We start from the raw sequence: 18,082 nt of genomic DNA, 5'->3' as shown, positions 1-18,082 counted from the left end.
TACCGATTATTTTATAGATTCATCGCCAAACACTGTTCGGGAGAAAAAATATGTTGATTGAACAGTTTATTTGTCGAGAAGACAATTTTGGTATACTCATTCATGATGAAAAAAGTGGTATGACAGCTGCAATAGATGCCCCTGAAAGCAAAGCGATCCACAATGCTTTAAAGCGCCACAATTGGACACTTAACACTATTTTTGTAACTCATCATCATCACGACCATGTAGAAGCCCTATCAGAATTAAAACAAGTTTACAACGCTATGGTTATCGGGCCAGAAGCAGAAAAAGAAAAGATCAATTATCTTGATCAAACACTTCAACCTGATGAAAGTTTTTCTTTTGGCACACACCTGCTTTTAGCTCTTTCAACACCTGGTCATACTTTAGGCGCATTATCTTACTATTTTCCTGAGAAGAGTTTACTCTTTGCTGGAGATACACTTTTTTCATTGGGCTGTGGACGTCTTTTCGAAGGAACACCTGCACAAATGTTAAATTCTTTAAAAAAACTTCGTAAACTTCCTGATGAAACATTTCTCTATTGTGGACATGAATATACAAAAAACAACGCTCTTTTCGCACTAACAATTGACCCACATAATAAAAAACTCCACCAAAGAATAGAGGAAGTTTTTTTGCTACGTGCAAAAAACGCTATGACTTTACCTGTCACTTTAGGGCAAGAAAAAGCCACCAATCCCTTTCTCCGCTGGGATGATAGTGTGTTGCGAAGGAACCTTGTAATGGAAGAAGAAACAGATGAAGAAGTTTTTGCTGAAATTCGAAGAAGAAAGGATAATTTTTAACCATGCTTAAGTTCGTATTACGTTTGTTTCTCCTTTTTCTTTTCGTGATACATATTCAACTAACAAGAGCAGAGGAAAAGGAAACAGATAATTCTTCTCTTATATCCCCTCTCATTGCAAATTATCCCTTAACAGAAGATCTTTTTTTAAAACTGGAAAAAATTGAAAAAGAATGTGAAAATTTACTTCCAGAAACAAAAAATGATCTTATCACTTATGATTCTAGTATCCACTCTAATATTGAAAACTACACTACCTATATTTCTAGTAAACCAAAACTTATGAATATTTTAAAAAAAAATAATATAAAACCAGAAGATTTTGCTGCTGGAACCTTAGTACTTAAAGAAATATCCGCGCTTCTCATATTTGCACCTGAAAAGGAATATTCTACTGAGAAAAATACTATATTTCTAAACAATCTTGAATTTGTTAAAAAACATTTTTACAAAGCAACAATTCTTTTAGATAGCTGTGAAAAACTCATTTTGAGCAACTAATCAGTTATGAAATGTTAGAAAATATCACCCCTTTAATCTAATAAAGAAGTCAGTGCATTAAAAAATCACCGTATTTTTATCATTCCTAATAATTGTTTTTATTTCGATTATATTTACAAATGTTTTTCTAAAAATAAAGAATAACAGACGGAAAAATATTTATTGAAATTCAAAAAAGAAAGGATAATTTTTAGTCATGTTTAAACTTCTATTGTGTTTTTTCTTCATTTTTCCCTTTGTATCATACGCTCAAGAAAAAAAACAAGAAATAGATGATCCTTCTTTTATACCGCCTTTCATTGCAAATTATCCCTTAACAGAAGATATTCTTTTAAAGCTGGAAAAAATCAAAGAAGAATGTAGAAATTTATCTTCAGAACCAGAACAAACAAATACAAAAAGTGATATCAATACTTATGATGATCATATTGAAAAATATGCTGCCTATATTTCTAATAATCCAAAACTTGTGAATATTTTAAAAGAAAATAATATCACACCAAAAGATTTTATTGTTGCTCACCTAGCACTTAAAGCGACATTATATGTACTTACTGATGAGGAAAATTATACTTATGAAAAAAACTCTTTACCTTCAAGAAATCTAGAATTTGTTAAAGAACATATGTATAGAATAATCCAAATTTTAAGAGATAACTGTTAAAAATCTTTTTAGAACAATTGATTAACTTTGTAAACGCCGACAAATTTCATCTAATTGTTCTAATGAAGAGTAATGTATTTTTAAATCGCCACCTTTTTTACCATGCCGAATAATAACTTTCATTCCTATCACATCTGCAAGTAATTTTTCTAAAGATTTTGTTTCAGCATCTTTTTCCGTATTGGTACGCTTTTTAGTTTTAGGATTGGCTTTCTCATATGCAAGTATTTCTGTTTGACGTACTGAAAGCCCTTCACGAATAATTTTCTCAGCTAAATTTTGTGGATCATCAACGGTTATAAGACAACGTGCATGACCAGCAGAAAGTTGTCCATCCGTTAAGAATTGTTGTACTCTTTCTGGAAGTTTTAATAAACGAAGCGTATTTGCAACATGACTACGACTTTTTCCAATAACTTGTGCTAAATCTACTTGTGTATAATCATGCTCATTCAAAAGCATCTCATATCCTTTTGCTTCTTCGATAGGATTAAGATCTGCCCGCTGAACATTTTCAATAATAGCCAATTCCAAAGCGGTTTTATCGTCCACATCACGAATAATAACGGGTAATTGACTTAAATTTGCACGTTGTGCTGCACGCCAGCGCCGTTCACCCGCAATCAATTCAAACCGATGAGGATGATCTCTTAAAGGCCTTACAATAACCGGTTGAACCACACCGTGTTGACGAATTGATTGTGCCAAATTATCAAGCTCTGTTTCAGTAAAATGACGCCGAGGATTGTGAGGATTACATGAAATAGATTCAATAGAAATAAATCGCTCAGAAATACTACCGGATTCATTTAATTTATCAAAGCTTGATGAACGTGCAATATTGTTGTTTAAATTGATATCTCCAATCAATGCCGCTAATCCACGTCCTAGTCTTTTTTTTGAGAGATCATCATTCATAATTTTTCTCTTTGAATTTTTAGATTATTTTTTTATATTTTTAAGCAGCAGCGCGTGCTTGTTTTTCACGTTGTATCATTTCTGATGCTAGACGCAAATAAGCTTGGCTTCCAGCACATTTGAGATCATAAAGCAATACAGGTTTGCCAAAAGAAGGTGCTTCTGATACTCTTACATTTCGTGGAATAACAGTACGATAAACTTTATCTCCCATAAAAGAACGTACATCTTCAACAACTTGATTTGAAAGGTTATTACGTCCATCATACATTGTTAGAACAATACCTTGGATTTCTAAAGATGGATTAAGTACGGATCGCACTTGTTTTACTGTTTCAAGTAATTGACTTAAACCTTCAAGTGCTAAAAATTCACACTGCATAGGTACCAAAACAGAATCCGCGGCCCCCATAGCATTAAGTGTTAAAAGATTAAGGGAGGGAGGACAATCAATTAAAATATAATTGAATTTTTTTTCCATTTCCGGATCATCATAGAGAGCTTTACGTAAGCGTTGTATGCGATCTTTTGATGAAGAAATTTCCATTTCCACACCTAAGAGATCAAGTGTAGAGGGAACTATATAAAGATTGGGTACAGCTGTCTTTAAAGCCGCCTGTGTAATTGAAACGCCCGAAACCAAAACATCATAAGACGATAAAGGACGGCTATTACGATCAATCCCCAAACCAGTACTTGCATTACCTTGTGGATCAACATCCATAATAAGAACATTTTCACCAATGGCTGCTAAAGCTGTTGCAAGATTAATTGCTGTGGTTGTTTTTCCGACTCCACCCTTTTGGTTTGCAATAGCGATAATTCGTGTTTCGCTCATTTTGCTCTACCCTCTATATGATCGAATATGAGAAATTTCCAAAATAACAGAATTTTCATCAACTTTACTTTTATGTTTTAACAGATCAAAGTGCCAATTGGCAGAGGCATTTTTTATTTCTGTAGCGTAATCCCGACCTTTTTGCAAAAGAGCTATAGTTTTTTCTGTTAATAAAGGAAAAATAAGTTGTAAAAGAGTATTAAGCGGCGCTAATCCCCGTGCCGTTATAATATCAGACATGGGAATTTTTTGATATATATCTTCAATCCTAGCGTGATAAACCGTTGCTGGAAGATTAAGTTGAGCAATAACTGTTCGCAAAAAAGCAACTTTTTTGCCATTACTTTCAACAAGATTAATATGTCCTTCTTTTTTTTCTTTCAAAAAGATAGCAATCACAATTGCAGGAAAACCTCCTCCTGATCCTAAATCACTCCAATGTAAAGAATGAGCATACAAAGGAAAAATTTGTGCTGAATCTAGAATATGTCGTGTCCATAGATCTGGTATTGTTGTAGCAGATATCAAATTAATATGTGCATTCCATTGAAGTATTAAAGACTCAAACTGAATTAAATTTTCCATTGTTTCACGTGAAACAGAAGGAACAATATTTAATAATTGTTTATATTTTTTTTCTATAGAAAAATCCATTAAGCTGTTTTAGCCTTTTCACGTCGTTGACGTTGAATATATGTAATAATAAGAGATAACGCAGCGGGTGTCATGCCATCAATTTTTTGTGCATCAGCAATTGAACGCGGCGATACTTCTTTAATTTTTGATTTAAGTTCATTTGAAAGACCTGAAATTGCCTGAATATCAAGAGAAGAAGGAATTTCTAAACGCTCATCTCTCTGAAGAGAAGCAATATCTTGTGCTTGTTTATCTAAATAAACCGCATATTGTGCTTCAATTTCTAAAGATTCTGCTGTTTTAGAATCAATTTTTTGTAATTGTGGCCAAAAATCTGAAAGACGCTCTAAGGTCATATGAGGATAAGCAAGAAAATCATAAGCCGAACGCCGAATTCCATCATGATTAACATGTAATCCATGAGCAGAAGCTTCATTAGGTGTTAAAAAAATACTTTGACATATTGATCGTGCTTGATCAAGCCGTTGTTGTTTTTTCTGATAACATTCCCAACGTATTTTACTCACAATACCCCATTTTTGTGCCAAAGGTGTTAAACGCGTATCAGCATTATCAGATCGTAAAGATAAACGAAATTCAGCACGTGATGTAAACATCCTATAAGGTTCACAAACACCACGTGAAACCAAATCATCAACCATAACACCAATATAAGCCGTAGATCGACTTATAAGTATTTCATCTAATTTACCTACTTTACGTGCAGCATTTAATCCAGCTAAAAGTCCTTGTGCTGCTGCTTCCTCATATCCTGTTGTACCATTAATTTGTCCTGCTAAAAATAAACCTGGTAAAGAGCGTAATTCTAAGCTTCTCGTTAATTGTTGTGGATTAACAAAATCATATTCAATAGCATAACCAGGTTGCAAAACTATAGCATTTTCCAATCCTTCAATGGTTTTCAATAGAGAAATTTGCACATCTTCAGGAAGAGAAGTAGAAAGACCATTTGGATAAACGGTATCATCATTTAATCCTTCTGGTTCTAGAAAAATCTGATGTCCATCACGTTCTCCAAATTTAACAATTTTATCTTCAACAGAAGGACAATAACGTGGTCCTAACCCTTCAATATTTCCAGAATATAAAGCAGAACGATAAATATTATCGCGAATAATTTGATGTGTTTTCTCATTTGTACGTGTTATTGCACATTCAATTTGTGGTTGTTCAATTTTCTCTGTTAAAAGAGAAAAGGGTATGGGATTTTCATCTGCTTGTTGTTTTTGGAGAGCTTCCCAAGCAATTGTTTTTTTACTCAAACGAGCAGGGGTTCCTGTTTTTAATCGACCAAGTTTTATATGATAATTTTTTAAACGTTTAGCAAGTTTTACACTTGACTGATCCCCCATACGTCCAGCAGCCCATGTTTTATCACCAATATGAATAAAGCCATTTAAAAATGTCCCTGTTGTTAAAACAACAGCACCAGATAAAATTATTCCTTGTTTTTTTAAAATAACACCTGATACACAATTATCTTTAACAACCAGATCAATAACTTCATCCTCAATAAGAGTAAGATTTTCTTGTTCTTTTAATAATTTTTGAATTTCTTTTTTATAAAGTTGTCTATCTGCCTGTGTTCGTGGTCCTCTTACTGCCGGTCCTTTACGTCTATTAAGTAGTCTAAACTGAATTCCAGCAGCATCTGCTGCTCTTCCCATGAGACCATCTAATGCATCTATTTCACGAACTAGATGCCCTTTTCCAAGTCCACCAATAGCAGGATTACACGACATTGTTCCCAATGCTGATATTTTATGTGTAACAAGCGCTGTTTTGGCTCCTACACGCGCTGAAGCTGAAGCTGCCTCACAGCCAGCATGACCACCACCAACAATAACAACATCATATGATTGCATTTAATTCATTCCGTAGAAAATATTCTAAGGTTTCACGTGAAACAATATATAAATTACATAATCTTTATAATCTATCTATGAAATAATCAATGTTTCACGTGAATCATTATTTACCAACACAAAATTCTGAAAAAATAATATCAAGCAAATCTTCAACATCAATATCTCCTGTAATTTTACCAAGAAAATCACTTGCACAACGGAGATGTTCTGCACGTAAACTGAGATCAAGAGAATGATAATTAAGAGAAAATTCAATCTCTTTAACAGCCTCCTTTAACAATTGAAGTTGTCTTTTACGTGCTGGAACAATATTTCCAATTTCAGAAGCACGATGATGACAAAATGATTCAAGTTCTTTTATAAAATAATCAAAATTTAAACCAGTTAATGCGGAAAATTGTATAGACCAACGCTGATCATTTTTTTCATAAAGATCAAGCTTATTGCCAACACACCATATTTCAGCCGATGTTTCTGGTAAATCAACCTGCTTAGGATTTTCTATATCATAAACCAAAATAACCAAATCAGCTTCCATAACATGCTGTTTAGCAACTTCTATTCCCATCTGTTCTATTTTATTTTCTGTTTTTCTAAAACCAGCAGTATCCGTTAAAAAAATAGGTAAACCACCAAGAATAATTCTCATTTCTAAAGCATCACGGGTTGTTCCTGCTTCTTCCGTTACAATAGCAACAGATCTTCCTGAAAGACGATTCATAATGCTTGATTTTCCAGAATTAGGAGCACCAGCAATAACAATTTTTAATCCATCACGTAAAATACTCGCACGTTCTCCTTCAGTAATATATTCTCGAAGAGAGGTACAAAGATCTTCAATATCTTTCCAAACTTTATCAGATATTGCGTTGGGAATATCTGCTTCATCAACAAAATCAAGTTCTGCCTCGATAAAAGCACGCGCCTTCATAAGCTTATGACGCCAATCACGATAAAGCGTCGTTAAATGTCCACTTGTACCCATAACAGCTAAACGCCGTTGGCTTTCCGTTTCTGCTTCTATTAAATCAGCAAGACCTTCTGCTTGAACAAGATCTAATTTTCCTTCCATAAAAGCGCGACGTGAAAATTCACCTGCCTCTGCAATACGGCATCCAGAAAATGTCGACAATTCATCGAGAAAACGATTAACGACGGCTTTTCCTCCATGTAAATGGAATTCTGCACAATCTTCCCCCGTAAAACTATGAGGAGCAGGAAAAAAAACAGTTAAACCAGAATCTAAAAAACTACCATCACGAGCAGTAAGATTTCCATAATGCATAAAACGTGCTTTAGGTAAACGACCACAAAGCGTTTTAACTATATCTACAACATGAGGACCAGAAAGCCGAATGACTGCAACCCCTGAAGGTAACAATCCACTCGAAACAGCAAAGATTGTATCCACAGGTTTTATCCTAATAAAAACTTTAATGACTCTACGTATTCATTGAATCAAAAAATTCACTATTGTTTTTTGTTTGCTTTAATTTATCAATCAAAAATTCAATTGCATCTGTTACATTCATAGATGCTAAAATACGACGAAGAACAAAAATTTTATGTAAATCTTGTCGTTCTACCAGAAGTTCTTCCTTACGCGTTCCTGACTTTAAAATATCCATAGCAGGGAAAATACGCTTATCAGCAACTTTTCGATCAAGAACAATTTCCGAATTACCTGTTCCTTTAAATTCTTCAAAAATAACCTCATCCATACGACTTCCTGTATCAATCAAAGCCGTTGCAATAATGGTTAAAGATCCGCCTTCTTCAATATTACGTGCTGCACCAAAAAAACGTTTTGGACGCTGGAGAGCATTTGCATCCACACCACCTGTTAAAACTTTACCCGAAGAAGGAACAACTGTATTATATGCACGCCCAAGACGTGTAATAGAATCGAGAAGAATAACAACATCACGCCCATATTCAACGAGACGTTTGGCTTTTTCAATGACCATTTCTGCCACTTGTACGTGACGTATTGCTGGTTCATCAAAAGTAGAAGAAACCACTTCTCCTTTCACTGAACGCTGCATATCAGTAACTTCTTCTGGTCGTTCATCTATTAAAAGAACAATGAGATAACATTCAGGATGATTAGTGGTAATAGAATGAGCAATATTTTGAAGTAAAACTGTTTTTCCCGTCCGAGGAGGAGCTACAATTAACCCTCTTTGTCCTTTTCCCAATGGAGATATCAAATCAATCACGCGTGATGACATATCTTTCTCTGTAGGATCTTGTATTTCCATTTGGAAACGTTCATTTGAATAAAGAGGAGTAAGATTATCAAAGTGAATTTTATAACGAATCTTTTCAGGTTTTTCAAAATTAATTGTATTAATTTTAAGGAGAGCAAAATAACGTTCTCCCTCTTTTGGACTGCGTATAGGACCCTCAATTGTATCACCTGTCTTTAAAGAAAACGACTGTATTTGTGCAGGTGAAAGATAAATATCATCAGGACCAGGAAGATAATTAGCATCAGCAGATCTCAAGAATCCAAATCCGTCTTGTAAAACTTCAACAACACCCTCTCCTATAATTTCTACATCTTGTAGAGCAAGTTTTTTCAAGATAGCAAACATTAATTCTTGTTTGCGCATAAGGGAGGCATTTTCAACTTCTAATGTTTCAGCAAAAGAAACAAGCTCAACGGGATTTTTGCTTTTAAGTTCTTGTAGTTTCATTTTTTGCATGAAATATGCTCTTTGTAATGGAGAAGATTGTTCTAAATAATTTATGGAAATTTATGAGTGAAATATTATTAAGAAAAAAATATTCTACACTCAATTTTTTTAATCTGCAAGTACCATTTATATGAAATTTATTCCTGTAATATTAAGTAATTATATGAAAAACTTGAAAAAATATAAAATCCAAATAGTATTTAATTATTTTAATAACAAAAATGTAAGTTAAATTTATAGCATTAATGAAATGCTATTCAAAAGTATTTTTACAGAAATTTATATTAATAAATTTATATTAAAGAAAGGATTATTCTTATTTATAACTGTGTTTAGTGTGGATTATTATTTATCCTCAATTTTATCCACAAAAGGAAGTTAAAAAAGAATAAAAATAACACTATCTTAAAGATATTATCCCCTCTTTTTTTATAAGAGGGATTAAATTATCACAAGCATTTAATTTGTGCATAAAAAAGGAGAATTTTTCCTAAATTTTAGTTTTATAAAAAACGGTGAAGATATATACACATATCTTAACAAGGAGTTAAAATTTTTGTGACAAAAGAAAAAAAATTCTTTCATTTACACATGCTTTCTGATGCAACGGGAGAAACATTAATCTCTGTTGGAAGAGCTGTAGCATCGCAATATGCAATGAGTCAGGCAACAGAGCATATCTATCCTATGATTCGTAATAGAATACAGTTACAAAAAGCTCTTGATGAAATACAACAAGAACCAGGTATTGTTCTTTACACAATGATTGATGAAGAATTTAAACTTCTCCTTCAAAAAATGTGTAAAAAAATAAAAGTTCCCTGTATTGATATATTACATCCTGTTTTAAATGCTTTTCAGTCTTACCTTGGAATGCCAACACATTTACGTGCGAGCGCACAACATGATCTTAATGCGGATTATTTTCGCCGTATTGAGGCACTGGATTTTACAATAGAGCATGATGATGGACAGTCTTCCAGTAGCTTATCCGAAGCAGATGTGATTCTTGTGGGAATTTCAAGAACCTCTAAAACGCCAACAAGTATCTATTTAGCAAATCGCGGAATAAAAACGGCTAATATTCCTCTTATTCCTAATATTGATTTGCCAGAATCCCTTTTAGAGGCAAAAAATTCTTTAATTATTGGTTTAATTGCTTCAGCTGAAAGAATCTCACATATCCGCCAAAATCGAGATTTGGGAGAAAGTTTTGCTCTTGATAATTATACAAATCGTATCAACATAGCTGAAGAATTAATCTATGCAAAACGCATTTGCGAACGTTTTGGTTGGCCTATTATTGATGTCACAAGACGTTCTATTGAAGAAACTGCTGCTGCAATATTTGAACTGTTATCACGATTTCGTGAAGGAAATGAGAGAAAATTCTCATGAACGCAGATACGTTAATATTAGCATCTCTTAGTTTTTATCGTGCAAAATTATTAAAAAAAGCAGGCTTAAATTTTTCCATTGAAGGAGCTTCTTTTGATGAAAGAGAAGTAGAAAAAAAAGCAAAAGAAAAAACACCTAAAGAACTCAGCTGTTTTCTTGCGAGCGCAAAAGCAAAAAATGTTTCAGATCGTTTTCCTGATGCTTTCGTTATTGGTTGTGATCAAGTTCTTGATTTTGAAGGTCAAGTTTTTCACAAAGCAACAAATATAAAAGAAGCACATCAACGTTTATGTGAATTATCAGGAAAAACCCATTCTCTTCATAGTGCGGTAGCTTTATTTAAAAATGGTCAAAAAATTTGGGTTGAAGCTTTTAGTGCACATATGTCCGTCCGTTTACTCTCATCAGAATTTATTGAACGTTATTTAGCACGCGTAGAAAAAGATGTTTTAAACAGCGTGGGAGTATATCAAATTGAAGGAGAAGGAATTCATCTCTTTGAAAAAATTGAAGGAGATTTTTTTACCATTGTTGGTTTACCTTTACTGCCTCTACTCATAAAACTGCGTCACTTAGGAATTATTGATGGTTGACTTAACAATAAAAAAAACAAATTATCCGCGTGCTTTTGTTGTTGGTTCTCCAATTCATCATTCAAAATCGCCAAAAATTCACAATTTTTGGCTTAAACAATATGGTTTACAAGGAGAATATATTGCACAAGAAGTAACATCTGAAGAATTCAGTCATTTTATTGCGTCTTTACAAAAAATAGGTTTTTGTGGAGGAAATGTTACTTTACCTTATAAACAGGAAGCTTTTCGTTTAGCAGATTATAAAGATGAGAGAGCAACAATGATTGGTGCTGTTAATACACTTTGGTATGAAGGAGATAAGCTTTGTGCCACGAATAGCGATGCCTATGGTTTTAGCGCTAATCTTGATGATTTTGCATCTGATTGGGGAGGGGAAACAGCTCTTGTTTTTGGAGCAGGTGGTGCCGCACGCGCTATCATATATGCCTTAAAAAAACGCGGATTTGAACAGATTTATCTGATTAACCGTACAAAACAACGTGCTGATAATTTAGCTCAGCATTTTGGAAAAATCATTAAAGTTTACGATTGGCATAAAATCCATGAAATACTTCATCAAGCTGATTTGATTGTTAATACAACCTCTATTGGTATAAAAAGTCCAGAAGAAAAAAGTGATTCTTTTTTTTGCGATTTTCATAAAGCAAAAAAAACGGCGTTAGTAACAGATATTATTTATACACCATTGATAACTCCTTTTTTACAACAGGCAAAGGCTTGTGATCTCAAGACGGTTGATGGACTTGGGATGCTTCTACATCAGGCTGTTATAGGGTTTGAACAGTGGTTTGGAATAAGACCACAGGTAACAAAAGCTTTACGGACAGCTATTTTAGAGGATATGAGTGAAAAAAGAGAATGAAGATCATAGGATTAACGGGATCAATTGCTATGGGAAAATCAACAGTTGCTGATTTTTTCAAGCAAGCGGGTATTTCTGTTTTTAGTGCTGATGAAGCAGTAAAACAGCTTTATAAAAGTGAGCCAGCTTTGTCATTCATAGAGCGTATTTTTCCTGGTGTTGTTGAAAACGGTGAAGTTAACCGTTTGAAACTTTCTGAAATTTTGATTGATGATAAAGAAAAATTACAAACATTAGAAAAAATAATTCATCCTTTGGTGCAAGAAAAAGAAAGGGAATTTATTGATATAGCGCGTGAACAAGGGAAAAAATTCGTTATTCTTGATATTCCACTTTTGTTTGAAAAAAATGGTGAAAGTCGTGTGGATAGCGTTATTGTTGTTTCTGCTCCACCAGAAATACAAAAAGAACGTGTCATGATTCGCCAAGGTATGAATGAGAAAAAATTTGCCTTTATCAATGCTCAACAAATGCCAGATGAAAAAAAACGAGAACGTGCTGATTTTATTATTGATACAGGGAAAGATTTAGAGAATACACGTCAACAGGTTTTTGATGTAATAAAAAAACTAAAGAATTGAAGTTATGCGGGAAATTATTTTTGATACAGAAACAACAGGTTTAGATAAAGAAAAAGATCGCATAATCGAAATTGGTTGTGTAGAAATGGTTGATCTTTATCTTACGGGGCGCCAATTTCATGTTTATTTAAACCCTGAAGGCGTTATTATTCCTGATGAAGTTGTAGCAATTCACGGATTAACCAATGAACGCCTAAAAAACGAGAAAAGTTTTAGTGATATTGTTGATGAATTTTTGGAATTTATCAAAGACGCGACAATGATTGCGCATAATGCGAGTTTTGATATTGGTTTTATTAATGCAGAATTAAAACGTGTCAACAAACCGCTTATCAGTGTTGATAATATTCTTGATACACTGGCTATGGCGCGGCGTAAATTTCCTATGGGTCCTAATTCTCTTGATATTTTATGCAAACGTTTTGGAATTGATAACAGCCATCGTGTTCTTCATGGTGCTTTGCTTGATGCAGAGATTCTAGCCGATGTTTATATTGAGCTTATCGGTGGAAAACAAGGTGTATTGGGTTTTGATAACAGAAGGGGTGTTGATGAACATATCCAGAATGATAAAGATACATCTTATGCCGTTAAAATTCGCCCACAGGCTTTACCTTCAAGATTGAGTACGCAAGAAAAAAAGTTACACGCTGATTTTATCTACAAAATGGGTGAAAAAGCTCTGTGGAATAATTTCAAAATTCATGAATAACATCATTTTTTCTCTAAAAAAGTCACGATTGAAATTAAAGAATATCGATGTCAAAAAAAACGGTCGTTGTGGGGAGGGGAACACCACAACGACCCTGTCGCTACATCGTACCTCAGCTATCATAGGAGGAGCAAAATGAAAGCTATTAATCCTGTAACAGCAAAGAAAAGCTCTAGGTACTTAATATAAAGTGCAACGACTTCATGTCTTATGAAAAGAAAAAATGGCTTTTTAGAGGCAAAGTGAAAAAATATATAAGGACAAATTGTTTTTTTAGCTGAAATGGAGAAAAAATTGTAATGAAAGCAGCAGATCATCTTTTTTTGGTTGACGGATCAGGCTATGTTTTTCGTGCTTATTATGCTTTACCGCCTTTAAAACGTAAAAAGGATGGACTTCCTGTAGGAGCAGTAGCTGGTTTTTGCAATATGTTATGGAAATTACTATGTGATGCTCGTAATACAGCTACGGGTGTTGTTCCAACACATTTTGCTGTTATTTTTGATTATTCATCTGATACTTTTCGGAAACAAATTTATCCTGAATATAAAGCGAATCGCGCTGAACCTCCTGAAGATCTAATTCCTCAATTCGCGCTAATACGCCAAGCAACGAAGGCTTTTAATTTGCCTTGTATTGAAAAGGAAGGCTTTGAAGCGGATGATTTAATTGCTACCTATGCAAAATTTGCAACAAAGGTTGGGGCAAAAACAACCATTATTTCTTCTGATAAGGATCTTATGCAACTCGTAAATACGCATGTATCTTTGTATGATGGAATGAAAGATAAGCATATAGGTATCTCAGAAGTTATAGAAAAATGGGGTGTTGCGCCTGAAAAAATGATTGATTTACAAGCATTAATTGGAGATTCAACAGATAATGTACCGGGTATTCCAGGCATTGGTCCAAAAACTGCAGCTCAGTTATTAAATGAATTTGGTTCTCTTGATCTTTTATTGCAACGCGTAACAGAAATTAAACAAACAAAACGGCGTGAAAACATTCAAGCTTATAGAGAACAAGTTAAAATGTCTCGTGAACTTGTCAGGCTTAAAACAGATGTTCCTATAGATAATGATTTAGATGATTTTGTTTTGGAGCCACAAGATGGTCCACGTTTAATTGCTTTTTTGAAAGCGATGGAGTTTTCAACATTAACGCGTCGCGTGGCAGAGGCAACGTCATGCGATGCAGCTGTTATTGACGCATTTGATATAGATGTTGAATGGGAAAAACTAAGCCCCAGGCATGATTCTGAGATCAAGAATACTGAGCACGCATCTCTTCATAGTTTTTCTGAAAATTCTCCACAAGTTTTTGCACAAAAACGTAAAGATCAAGCGCTGACTCAAAAAATTACAAGAGCTGCTTATACAACAATTCTTGATGAGAAAATTTTAAAAGAGTGGTTATCACAAGCACAGGAGCAGGGTTTTTTCGCTTTTGATACTAAAACAACATCTCTTGATCCGATGCAAGCAAAGCTTGTTGGTTTTTCACTCGCATTACAGCCGGAAAAAGCAGCTTATATACCTCTTGAACATTTTGATGAAGGAGAAGAGGACCTTTTGAGGGGCGGGCGCATTGCCTCACAGATTGAGGCCCGAAAAGCTTTAGCACTTTTAAAACCGATATTAGAAGATTCAGCGGTGTTAAAAATTGGTCATAATATAAAATATGATTGGTTGGTGATGAAGCAATACGACATTATGATAAGCTCTTTTGACGACACCATGCTTTTATCATATGCTTTTGATGCTGGAACTTTAACCCATAATATGGATGATTTGTCTGAACGTTGGCTTGAGCATAAACCAATTGCCTATAAAGATTTAACGCATAACGGAAAAAAAATTACTTCTTTTGCACAAGTAGATTTAAAACAAGCAACCCTTTATGCGGCGGAAGATGCTGATATAAAGCTACGCCTTTGGCAAGTATTGAAACCACAACTTGTTGCTCGTGGGATGACAAAAATTTATGAGCGTCTTGATCGACCCCTTGTAAAAGTTCTTGCAAGAATGGAAGAACGGGGGATTCTTATTGATAGGCAGATTTTATTGCGTCTTTCTGGAGAGTTGGCACAAGCTGCTTTGATTCTAGAAGAGGAAATTTATAAACAAGCTGATGAAAAGTTTAATATTGCTTCGCCAAAGCAATTAGGGGATATCCTTTTTGGCAAAATGGGATTGCCTGGAGGCGCCAAAACTAAGGGTGGACAATGGTCAACTTCTGCACAGACTTTAGAAGAGTTGGCTGCTGAAGGTCATATTTTACCGCGTAAAATTATTGAGTGGCGTCAACTTGCAAAGCTAAAATCTACCTATACAGATGCCTTGCCTTCTTATATTTTTTCAAAAACAGGGCGAGTTCACACGAATTATTCTTTGGCAATAACATCAACAGGTCGGTTATCATCATCAGAGCCAAATTTGCAAAATATTCCAGTGCGAACTGCTGAAGGGCGTAAAATCCGAACAGCTTTTATTGCTCCCAAAGGACGTGTGTTACTTTCTGCTGATTATAGTCAGATTGAGTTGCGCATTCTTGCACATATTGCGGATATAAAAGCATTAAAAGAAGCTTTTGCTAAAGGGCATGATATTCACGCTATAACGGCATCACAAATGTTTGGTGTTGCGATAGAAGGAATGCATTCAGATATACGACGGCGTGCAAAAGCGATTAATTTTGGTATTATTTATGGTATTTCAGCTTTTGGATTAGCTAATCAATTGGGAATTTCACGCCAAGAAGCGGGTCGTTATATTCAACTGTATTTTGAAAGATTTCCAGGAATTAAAGATTATATGGAGAAAACTAAAATCTTTGCACGTGAAAATGGTTATGTAGAAACAATTTTTGGACGTCGTATCCATTATCCAGAAATAAAAGCAAAGAATGTAAAAATTCGTTCTCTTAATGAGCGAGCAGCTATCAATGCTCCAATTCAAGGTTCTGCGGCCGATATTATTCGCCGCGCTATGATACATATGGAAGATGCTTTAAAAGAAGAAAAACTATCAGCAAAAATGTTGCTGCAAGTGCATGATGAACTGATTTTTGAAGTACCAGAAGAAGAAAGTAAAAAAACCATGACTGTTGTTAAAAATGTTATGGAAAATGCTACAATACCGGTTCTATCTTTATCTGTACCGCTTGAAGTAAAAGTCATGACGGCTCAAAATTGGGATGAGGCACATTAATTTTTTTATTTATTTTTAAGAATGTTGATTGCGTTAGAAAGATTAAGATAGGCTTTGATAGGCAAATGATCTGAAGCAATGCGTGCAAGCGGTGAAAGATGATTTTCAATACTTGTTACCAATTGGTGGGGAAAAGAAAAAACTCTATCAAGGGCTAAAAAAGGAAAGCGAGAGGGAAAGCTTGGTACAACTTCAAAAGTGCTATCAAAATAGGGAGAAAAATGATTTAAAGATGAGCCTTTTCCCATCCGCCATTCATTAAAATCTCCTATAAGGAGTGTAGGCATAAGGGGGCGTTTTTGGAAAATTTCAAGGAGCATTTTTGTTTGTTGTTTACGAGAGTAACGTAATAAGCCAAAATGAGCCGCAATAATACGAATAGGGCCTGCTTCCATTTCCAACTCTACAACTACAGCCCCACGTGGTTCAATACTAGGAAGAGTGACTTGTAAAGTATCACGTACATATCCCTTTCGCAAAAAAAGAGCATTCCCATGCCAACCATGGCCATGAGGTGACATAGTATTAAGAGGTACAGGAATCAAACCGGTTTCAGCTTTTAATAGCTGAAGATTAATCAAACCAATGCGTTCCCCAAAACGTTTATCTGCTTCTTGAAGAGCAAGAATATCAACTTTTAATTCAGTAATAACACGGACAATTCTTGTAGGATTAAAAATTTTATCAACACCTACACATTTATGCACATTATAGGAAGCAACGGTCAGATCATAATTACTATTTTGATTGATGATGTTTGATTGATGATGAGAGCGGCTGTGAATTGCATTAAAAAGGGAGCTGTGGAGTTTTTGTTGGATAAAACCGGTAAACCAAGGGAATTTTTGCTTATAAGGTATTTTTGTCATTTTACGAAAAGAATAGTCCCTAAGAGGCCAAGGGTAAAGACTTACACTAAAAACAAAAGAACCTTGTCTCTTTTAGAAACAAGGTTCTTTAATTAAGTTATGATTTTTGCAATCAATCACGGTTTGAGCCAAGAAACTGTAGCAAGAAGACAAACATATTGATGAAATCAAGATAAAGATTCAACGCGCCCATAATAACTTTACGTCCTCTGGTATCGCTTTCATCTCCTTCATAATACATCAACTTAATGCTCTGGGTATCGTAGGCTGTTAAACCAGCAAAGATAAAAACACCAATCACAGAGATAGCAAACTGCAAAGCGCTTGATCCAAGAAAAATGTTCACAATCATGGAAAGAAACAAGCCGATCAATCCGATGAATAAGAAGGAACCGATTGCTGTGAGATCACGCTTTGTTGTGTATCCATAAAGTGAAAGAGCTCCAAAAGTTGCGGCGGAAATGACAAAGGTTTGCACAACACTTTCTGTCGTATAGCGCAAAACGATTGAAGACAGTGAAAGACCAACCAGAGCAGCATAACCAAAAAAGAGACTACGAGCAGCATTTGTGCTCAATGTATTAATTTTAAAACTGAGGAATAAGACTGCTATGAGTGGTGCAAACATAACAATATAAGAGAATGGCGATGTATAAAATGTTACTCCAAGTGGTGTTAGATAAACACTGCTATTGATTTGAGCTGCTGCTTGGCTCATATCTGTTGTCGTTGCTAATGATACAATTGCATAAGCGGCAGCAGCTGTAATAAGCAAACCAATGGCCATTGCATTGTAGACACCCAACATATAGTCGCGTAATCCCTGATCAATTGATGCATCGGCATGAGAAGCAGGTGCCGAACGTAAATCTTTAAAATTAGCCATAATATAAAATCCT

17 protein-coding genes are annotated in these 18,082 nt (G+C 34.7%); 9 read left to right on the top strand and 8 right to left on the bottom strand.

The window, feature by feature from the left end; genetic code table 11:
* The first annotated feature begins 50 nt into the window (after positions 1 to 50).
* From gloB to ACFILY_RS00785, 3 genes are all read left to right on the top strand, one after another.
* Positions 51 to 812, top strand: coding sequence for a hydroxyacylglutathione hydrolase (gene gloB / locus ACFILY_RS00795; RefSeq protein WP_375637284.1), 762 nt, complete (start codon positions 51 to 53; stop codon positions 810 to 812).
* Positions 813 to 856: 44 nt separating this feature from the next.
* Complete coding sequence (locus ACFILY_RS00790) at positions 857 to 1,312, top strand: hypothetical protein (protein ID WP_375637282.1); 456 nt, start codon at positions 857 to 859, stop codon at positions 1,310 to 1,312.
* Positions 1,313 to 1,508: 196 nt separating this feature from the next.
* Positions 1,509 to 1,976, top strand: a complete 468-nt coding sequence (locus ACFILY_RS00785; RefSeq protein WP_375637280.1) for a hypothetical protein — start codon at positions 1,509 to 1,511, stop codon at positions 1,974 to 1,976.
* Between the two features lie 21 nt (positions 1,977 to 1,997).
* On the opposite strand, the gene ACFILY_RS00780 is transcribed toward ACFILY_RS00785, so the two are convergent.
* From ACFILY_RS00780 to rho, 6 genes are all read right to left on the bottom strand, one after another.
* Entirely contained in the window at positions 1,998 to 2,894 is an 897-nt protein-coding gene (locus tag ACFILY_RS00780) for a ParB/RepB/Spo0J family partition protein (RefSeq protein ID WP_273790169.1), read from the bottom strand.
* Between the two features lie 40 nt (positions 2,895 to 2,934).
* Positions 2,935 to 3,732 carry a ParA family protein gene (locus ACFILY_RS00775; protein WP_273790170.1) on the bottom strand — a complete coding sequence of 266 codons (798 nt, stop codon included), beginning with the start codon at positions 3,730 to 3,732 and terminating at the stop codon, positions 2,935 to 2,937.
* Positions 3,733 to 3,738: 6 nt separating this feature from the next.
* Positions 3,739 to 4,386, bottom strand: coding sequence for a 16S rRNA (guanine(527)-N(7))-methyltransferase RsmG (gene rsmG, locus ACFILY_RS00770; RefSeq protein ID WP_375637278.1), 648 nt, complete (start codon positions 4,384 to 4,386; stop codon positions 3,739 to 3,741).
* Positions 4,386 to 6,254, bottom strand: coding sequence for a tRNA uridine-5-carboxymethylaminomethyl(34) synthesis enzyme MnmG (gene mnmG / locus ACFILY_RS00765; RefSeq protein WP_375637276.1), 1,869 nt, complete (start codon positions 6,252 to 6,254; stop codon positions 4,386 to 4,388). Before mnmG ends, rsmG begins: the two co-directional genes overlap by 1 nt.
* A gap of 106 nt (positions 6,255 to 6,360) precedes the next feature.
* Positions 6,361 to 7,668, bottom strand: a complete 1,308-nt coding sequence (gene mnmE / locus ACFILY_RS00760; RefSeq protein WP_375637274.1) for a tRNA uridine-5-carboxymethylaminomethyl(34) synthesis GTPase MnmE — start codon at positions 7,666 to 7,668, stop codon at positions 6,361 to 6,363.
* A gap of 31 nt (positions 7,669 to 7,699) precedes the next feature.
* Positions 7,700 to 8,965: a transcription termination factor Rho gene (gene rho, locus ACFILY_RS00755; protein WP_015857121.1), complete on the bottom strand. Its 1,266-nt coding sequence runs from the start codon at positions 8,963 to 8,965 to the stop codon at positions 7,700 to 7,702.
* Positions 8,966 to 9,514: 549 nt separating this feature from the next.
* On the opposite strand from rho, the gene ACFILY_RS00750 reads away from it, so the two are divergent.
* The 6 genes from ACFILY_RS00750 to polA all read left to right on the top strand — a co-directional run bounded on the left by ACFILY_RS00750 (position 9,515) and on the right by polA (position 16,314).
* Positions 9,515 to 10,354, top strand: coding sequence for a pyruvate, water dikinase regulatory protein (locus tag ACFILY_RS00750; RefSeq protein WP_273790174.1), 840 nt, complete (start codon positions 9,515 to 9,517; stop codon positions 10,352 to 10,354).
* Entirely contained in the window at positions 10,351 to 10,947 is a 597-nt protein-coding gene (locus ACFILY_RS00745; RefSeq protein WP_375637271.1) for a Maf family nucleotide pyrophosphatase, read from the top strand. Before ACFILY_RS00750 ends, ACFILY_RS00745 begins: the two co-directional genes overlap by 4 nt.
* Positions 10,940 to 11,812: a shikimate dehydrogenase gene (locus tag ACFILY_RS00740; protein ID WP_375620891.1), complete on the top strand. Its 873-nt coding sequence runs from the start codon at positions 10,940 to 10,942 to the stop codon at positions 11,810 to 11,812. Before ACFILY_RS00745 ends, ACFILY_RS00740 begins: the two co-directional genes overlap by 8 nt.
* A complete protein-coding gene (gene coaE / locus ACFILY_RS00735) occupies positions 11,809 to 12,393 on the top strand; it encodes a dephospho-CoA kinase (protein WP_273790177.1) in 585 nt (194 codons plus the stop codon). Before ACFILY_RS00740 ends, coaE begins: the two co-directional genes overlap by 4 nt.
* A 4-nt stretch (positions 12,394 to 12,397) precedes the next feature.
* Positions 12,398 to 13,105, top strand: coding sequence for a DNA polymerase III subunit epsilon (gene dnaQ, locus ACFILY_RS00730; RefSeq protein WP_375637269.1), 708 nt, complete (start codon positions 12,398 to 12,400; stop codon positions 13,103 to 13,105).
* A 299-nt stretch (positions 13,106 to 13,404) separates the two neighbouring features.
* Positions 13,405 to 16,314, top strand: a complete 2,910-nt coding sequence (polA, locus tag ACFILY_RS00725; protein ID WP_375637267.1) for a DNA polymerase I — start codon at positions 13,405 to 13,407, stop codon at positions 16,312 to 16,314.
* 5 nt (positions 16,315 to 16,319) lie between these two features.
* Here the strand turns inward: polA and ACFILY_RS00720 are convergent, their stop codons facing one another.
* A complete protein-coding gene (locus ACFILY_RS00720; protein WP_375637265.1) occupies positions 16,320 to 17,183 on the bottom strand; it encodes an endonuclease/exonuclease/phosphatase family protein in 864 nt (287 codons plus the stop codon).
* 112 nt (positions 17,184 to 17,295) lie between these two features.
* On the bottom strand, positions 17,296 to 18,069 hold the full coding sequence (locus ACFILY_RS00715) for a Bax inhibitor-1/YccA family protein (protein ID WP_273790181.1): 774 nt from the start codon (positions 18,067 to 18,069) through the stop codon (positions 17,296 to 17,298).
* Positions 18,070 to 18,082 lie beyond the last annotated feature (13 nt).

The sequence above is a fragment of the Bartonella sp. CL25QHWL genome, assembly GCF_042195335.1.
GTDB lineage: Bacteria > Pseudomonadota > Alphaproteobacteria > Rhizobiales > Rhizobiaceae > Bartonella.
The sequence above is the reverse complement of the archived record's forward strand: the minus strand, read 5'-3'. Positions and strand labels throughout refer to the sequence as shown.

Excerpts from the sequence above, each read along its gene's own strand:
- ACFILY_RS00745 (WP_375637271.1), top strand. The coding sequence starts at position 10,351 with ATGAACGCAGATACGTTAATATTAGCATCTCTTAGTTTTTATCGTGCA.
- ACFILY_RS00715 (WP_273790181.1), bottom strand. The coding sequence starts at position 18,069 with ATGGCTAATTTTAAAGATTTACGTTCGGCACCTGCTTCTCATGCCGAT.
- ACFILY_RS00785 (WP_375637280.1), top strand. The coding sequence starts at position 1,509 with ATGTTTAAACTTCTATTGTGTTTTTTCTTCATTTTTCCCTTTGTATCA.
- polA (WP_375637267.1), top strand. The coding sequence starts at position 13,405 with ATGAAAGCAGCAGATCATCTTTTTTTGGTTGACGGATCAGGCTATGTT.
- rsmG (WP_375637278.1), bottom strand. The coding sequence starts at position 4,386 with ATGGATTTTTCTATAGAAAAAAAATATAAACAATTATTAAATATTGTT.
- dnaQ (WP_375637269.1), top strand. The coding sequence starts at position 12,398 with ATGCGGGAAATTATTTTTGATACAGAAACAACAGGTTTAGATAAAGAA.
- ACFILY_RS00740 (WP_375620891.1), top strand. The coding sequence starts at position 10,940 with ATGGTTGACTTAACAATAAAAAAAACAAATTATCCGCGTGCTTTTGTT.
- ACFILY_RS00720 (WP_375637265.1), bottom strand. The coding sequence starts at position 17,183 with ATGACAAAAATACCTTATAAGCAAAAATTCCCTTGGTTTACCGGTTTT.
- gloB (WP_375637284.1), top strand. The coding sequence starts at position 51 with ATGTTGATTGAACAGTTTATTTGTCGAGAAGACAATTTTGGTATACTC.
- coaE (WP_273790177.1), top strand. The coding sequence starts at position 11,809 with ATGAAGATCATAGGATTAACGGGATCAATTGCTATGGGAAAATCAACA.
- ACFILY_RS00780 (WP_273790169.1), bottom strand. The coding sequence starts at position 2,894 with ATGAATGATGATCTCTCAAAAAAAAGACTAGGACGTGGATTAGCGGCA.
- rho (WP_015857121.1), bottom strand. The coding sequence starts at position 8,965 with ATGCAAAAAATGAAACTACAAGAACTTAAAAGCAAAAATCCCGTTGAG.
- ACFILY_RS00775 (WP_273790170.1), bottom strand. The coding sequence starts at position 3,732 with ATGAGCGAAACACGAATTATCGCTATTGCAAACCAAAAGGGTGGAGTC.
- mnmG (WP_375637276.1), bottom strand. The coding sequence starts at position 6,254 with ATGCAATCATATGATGTTGTTATTGTTGGTGGTGGTCATGCTGGCTGT.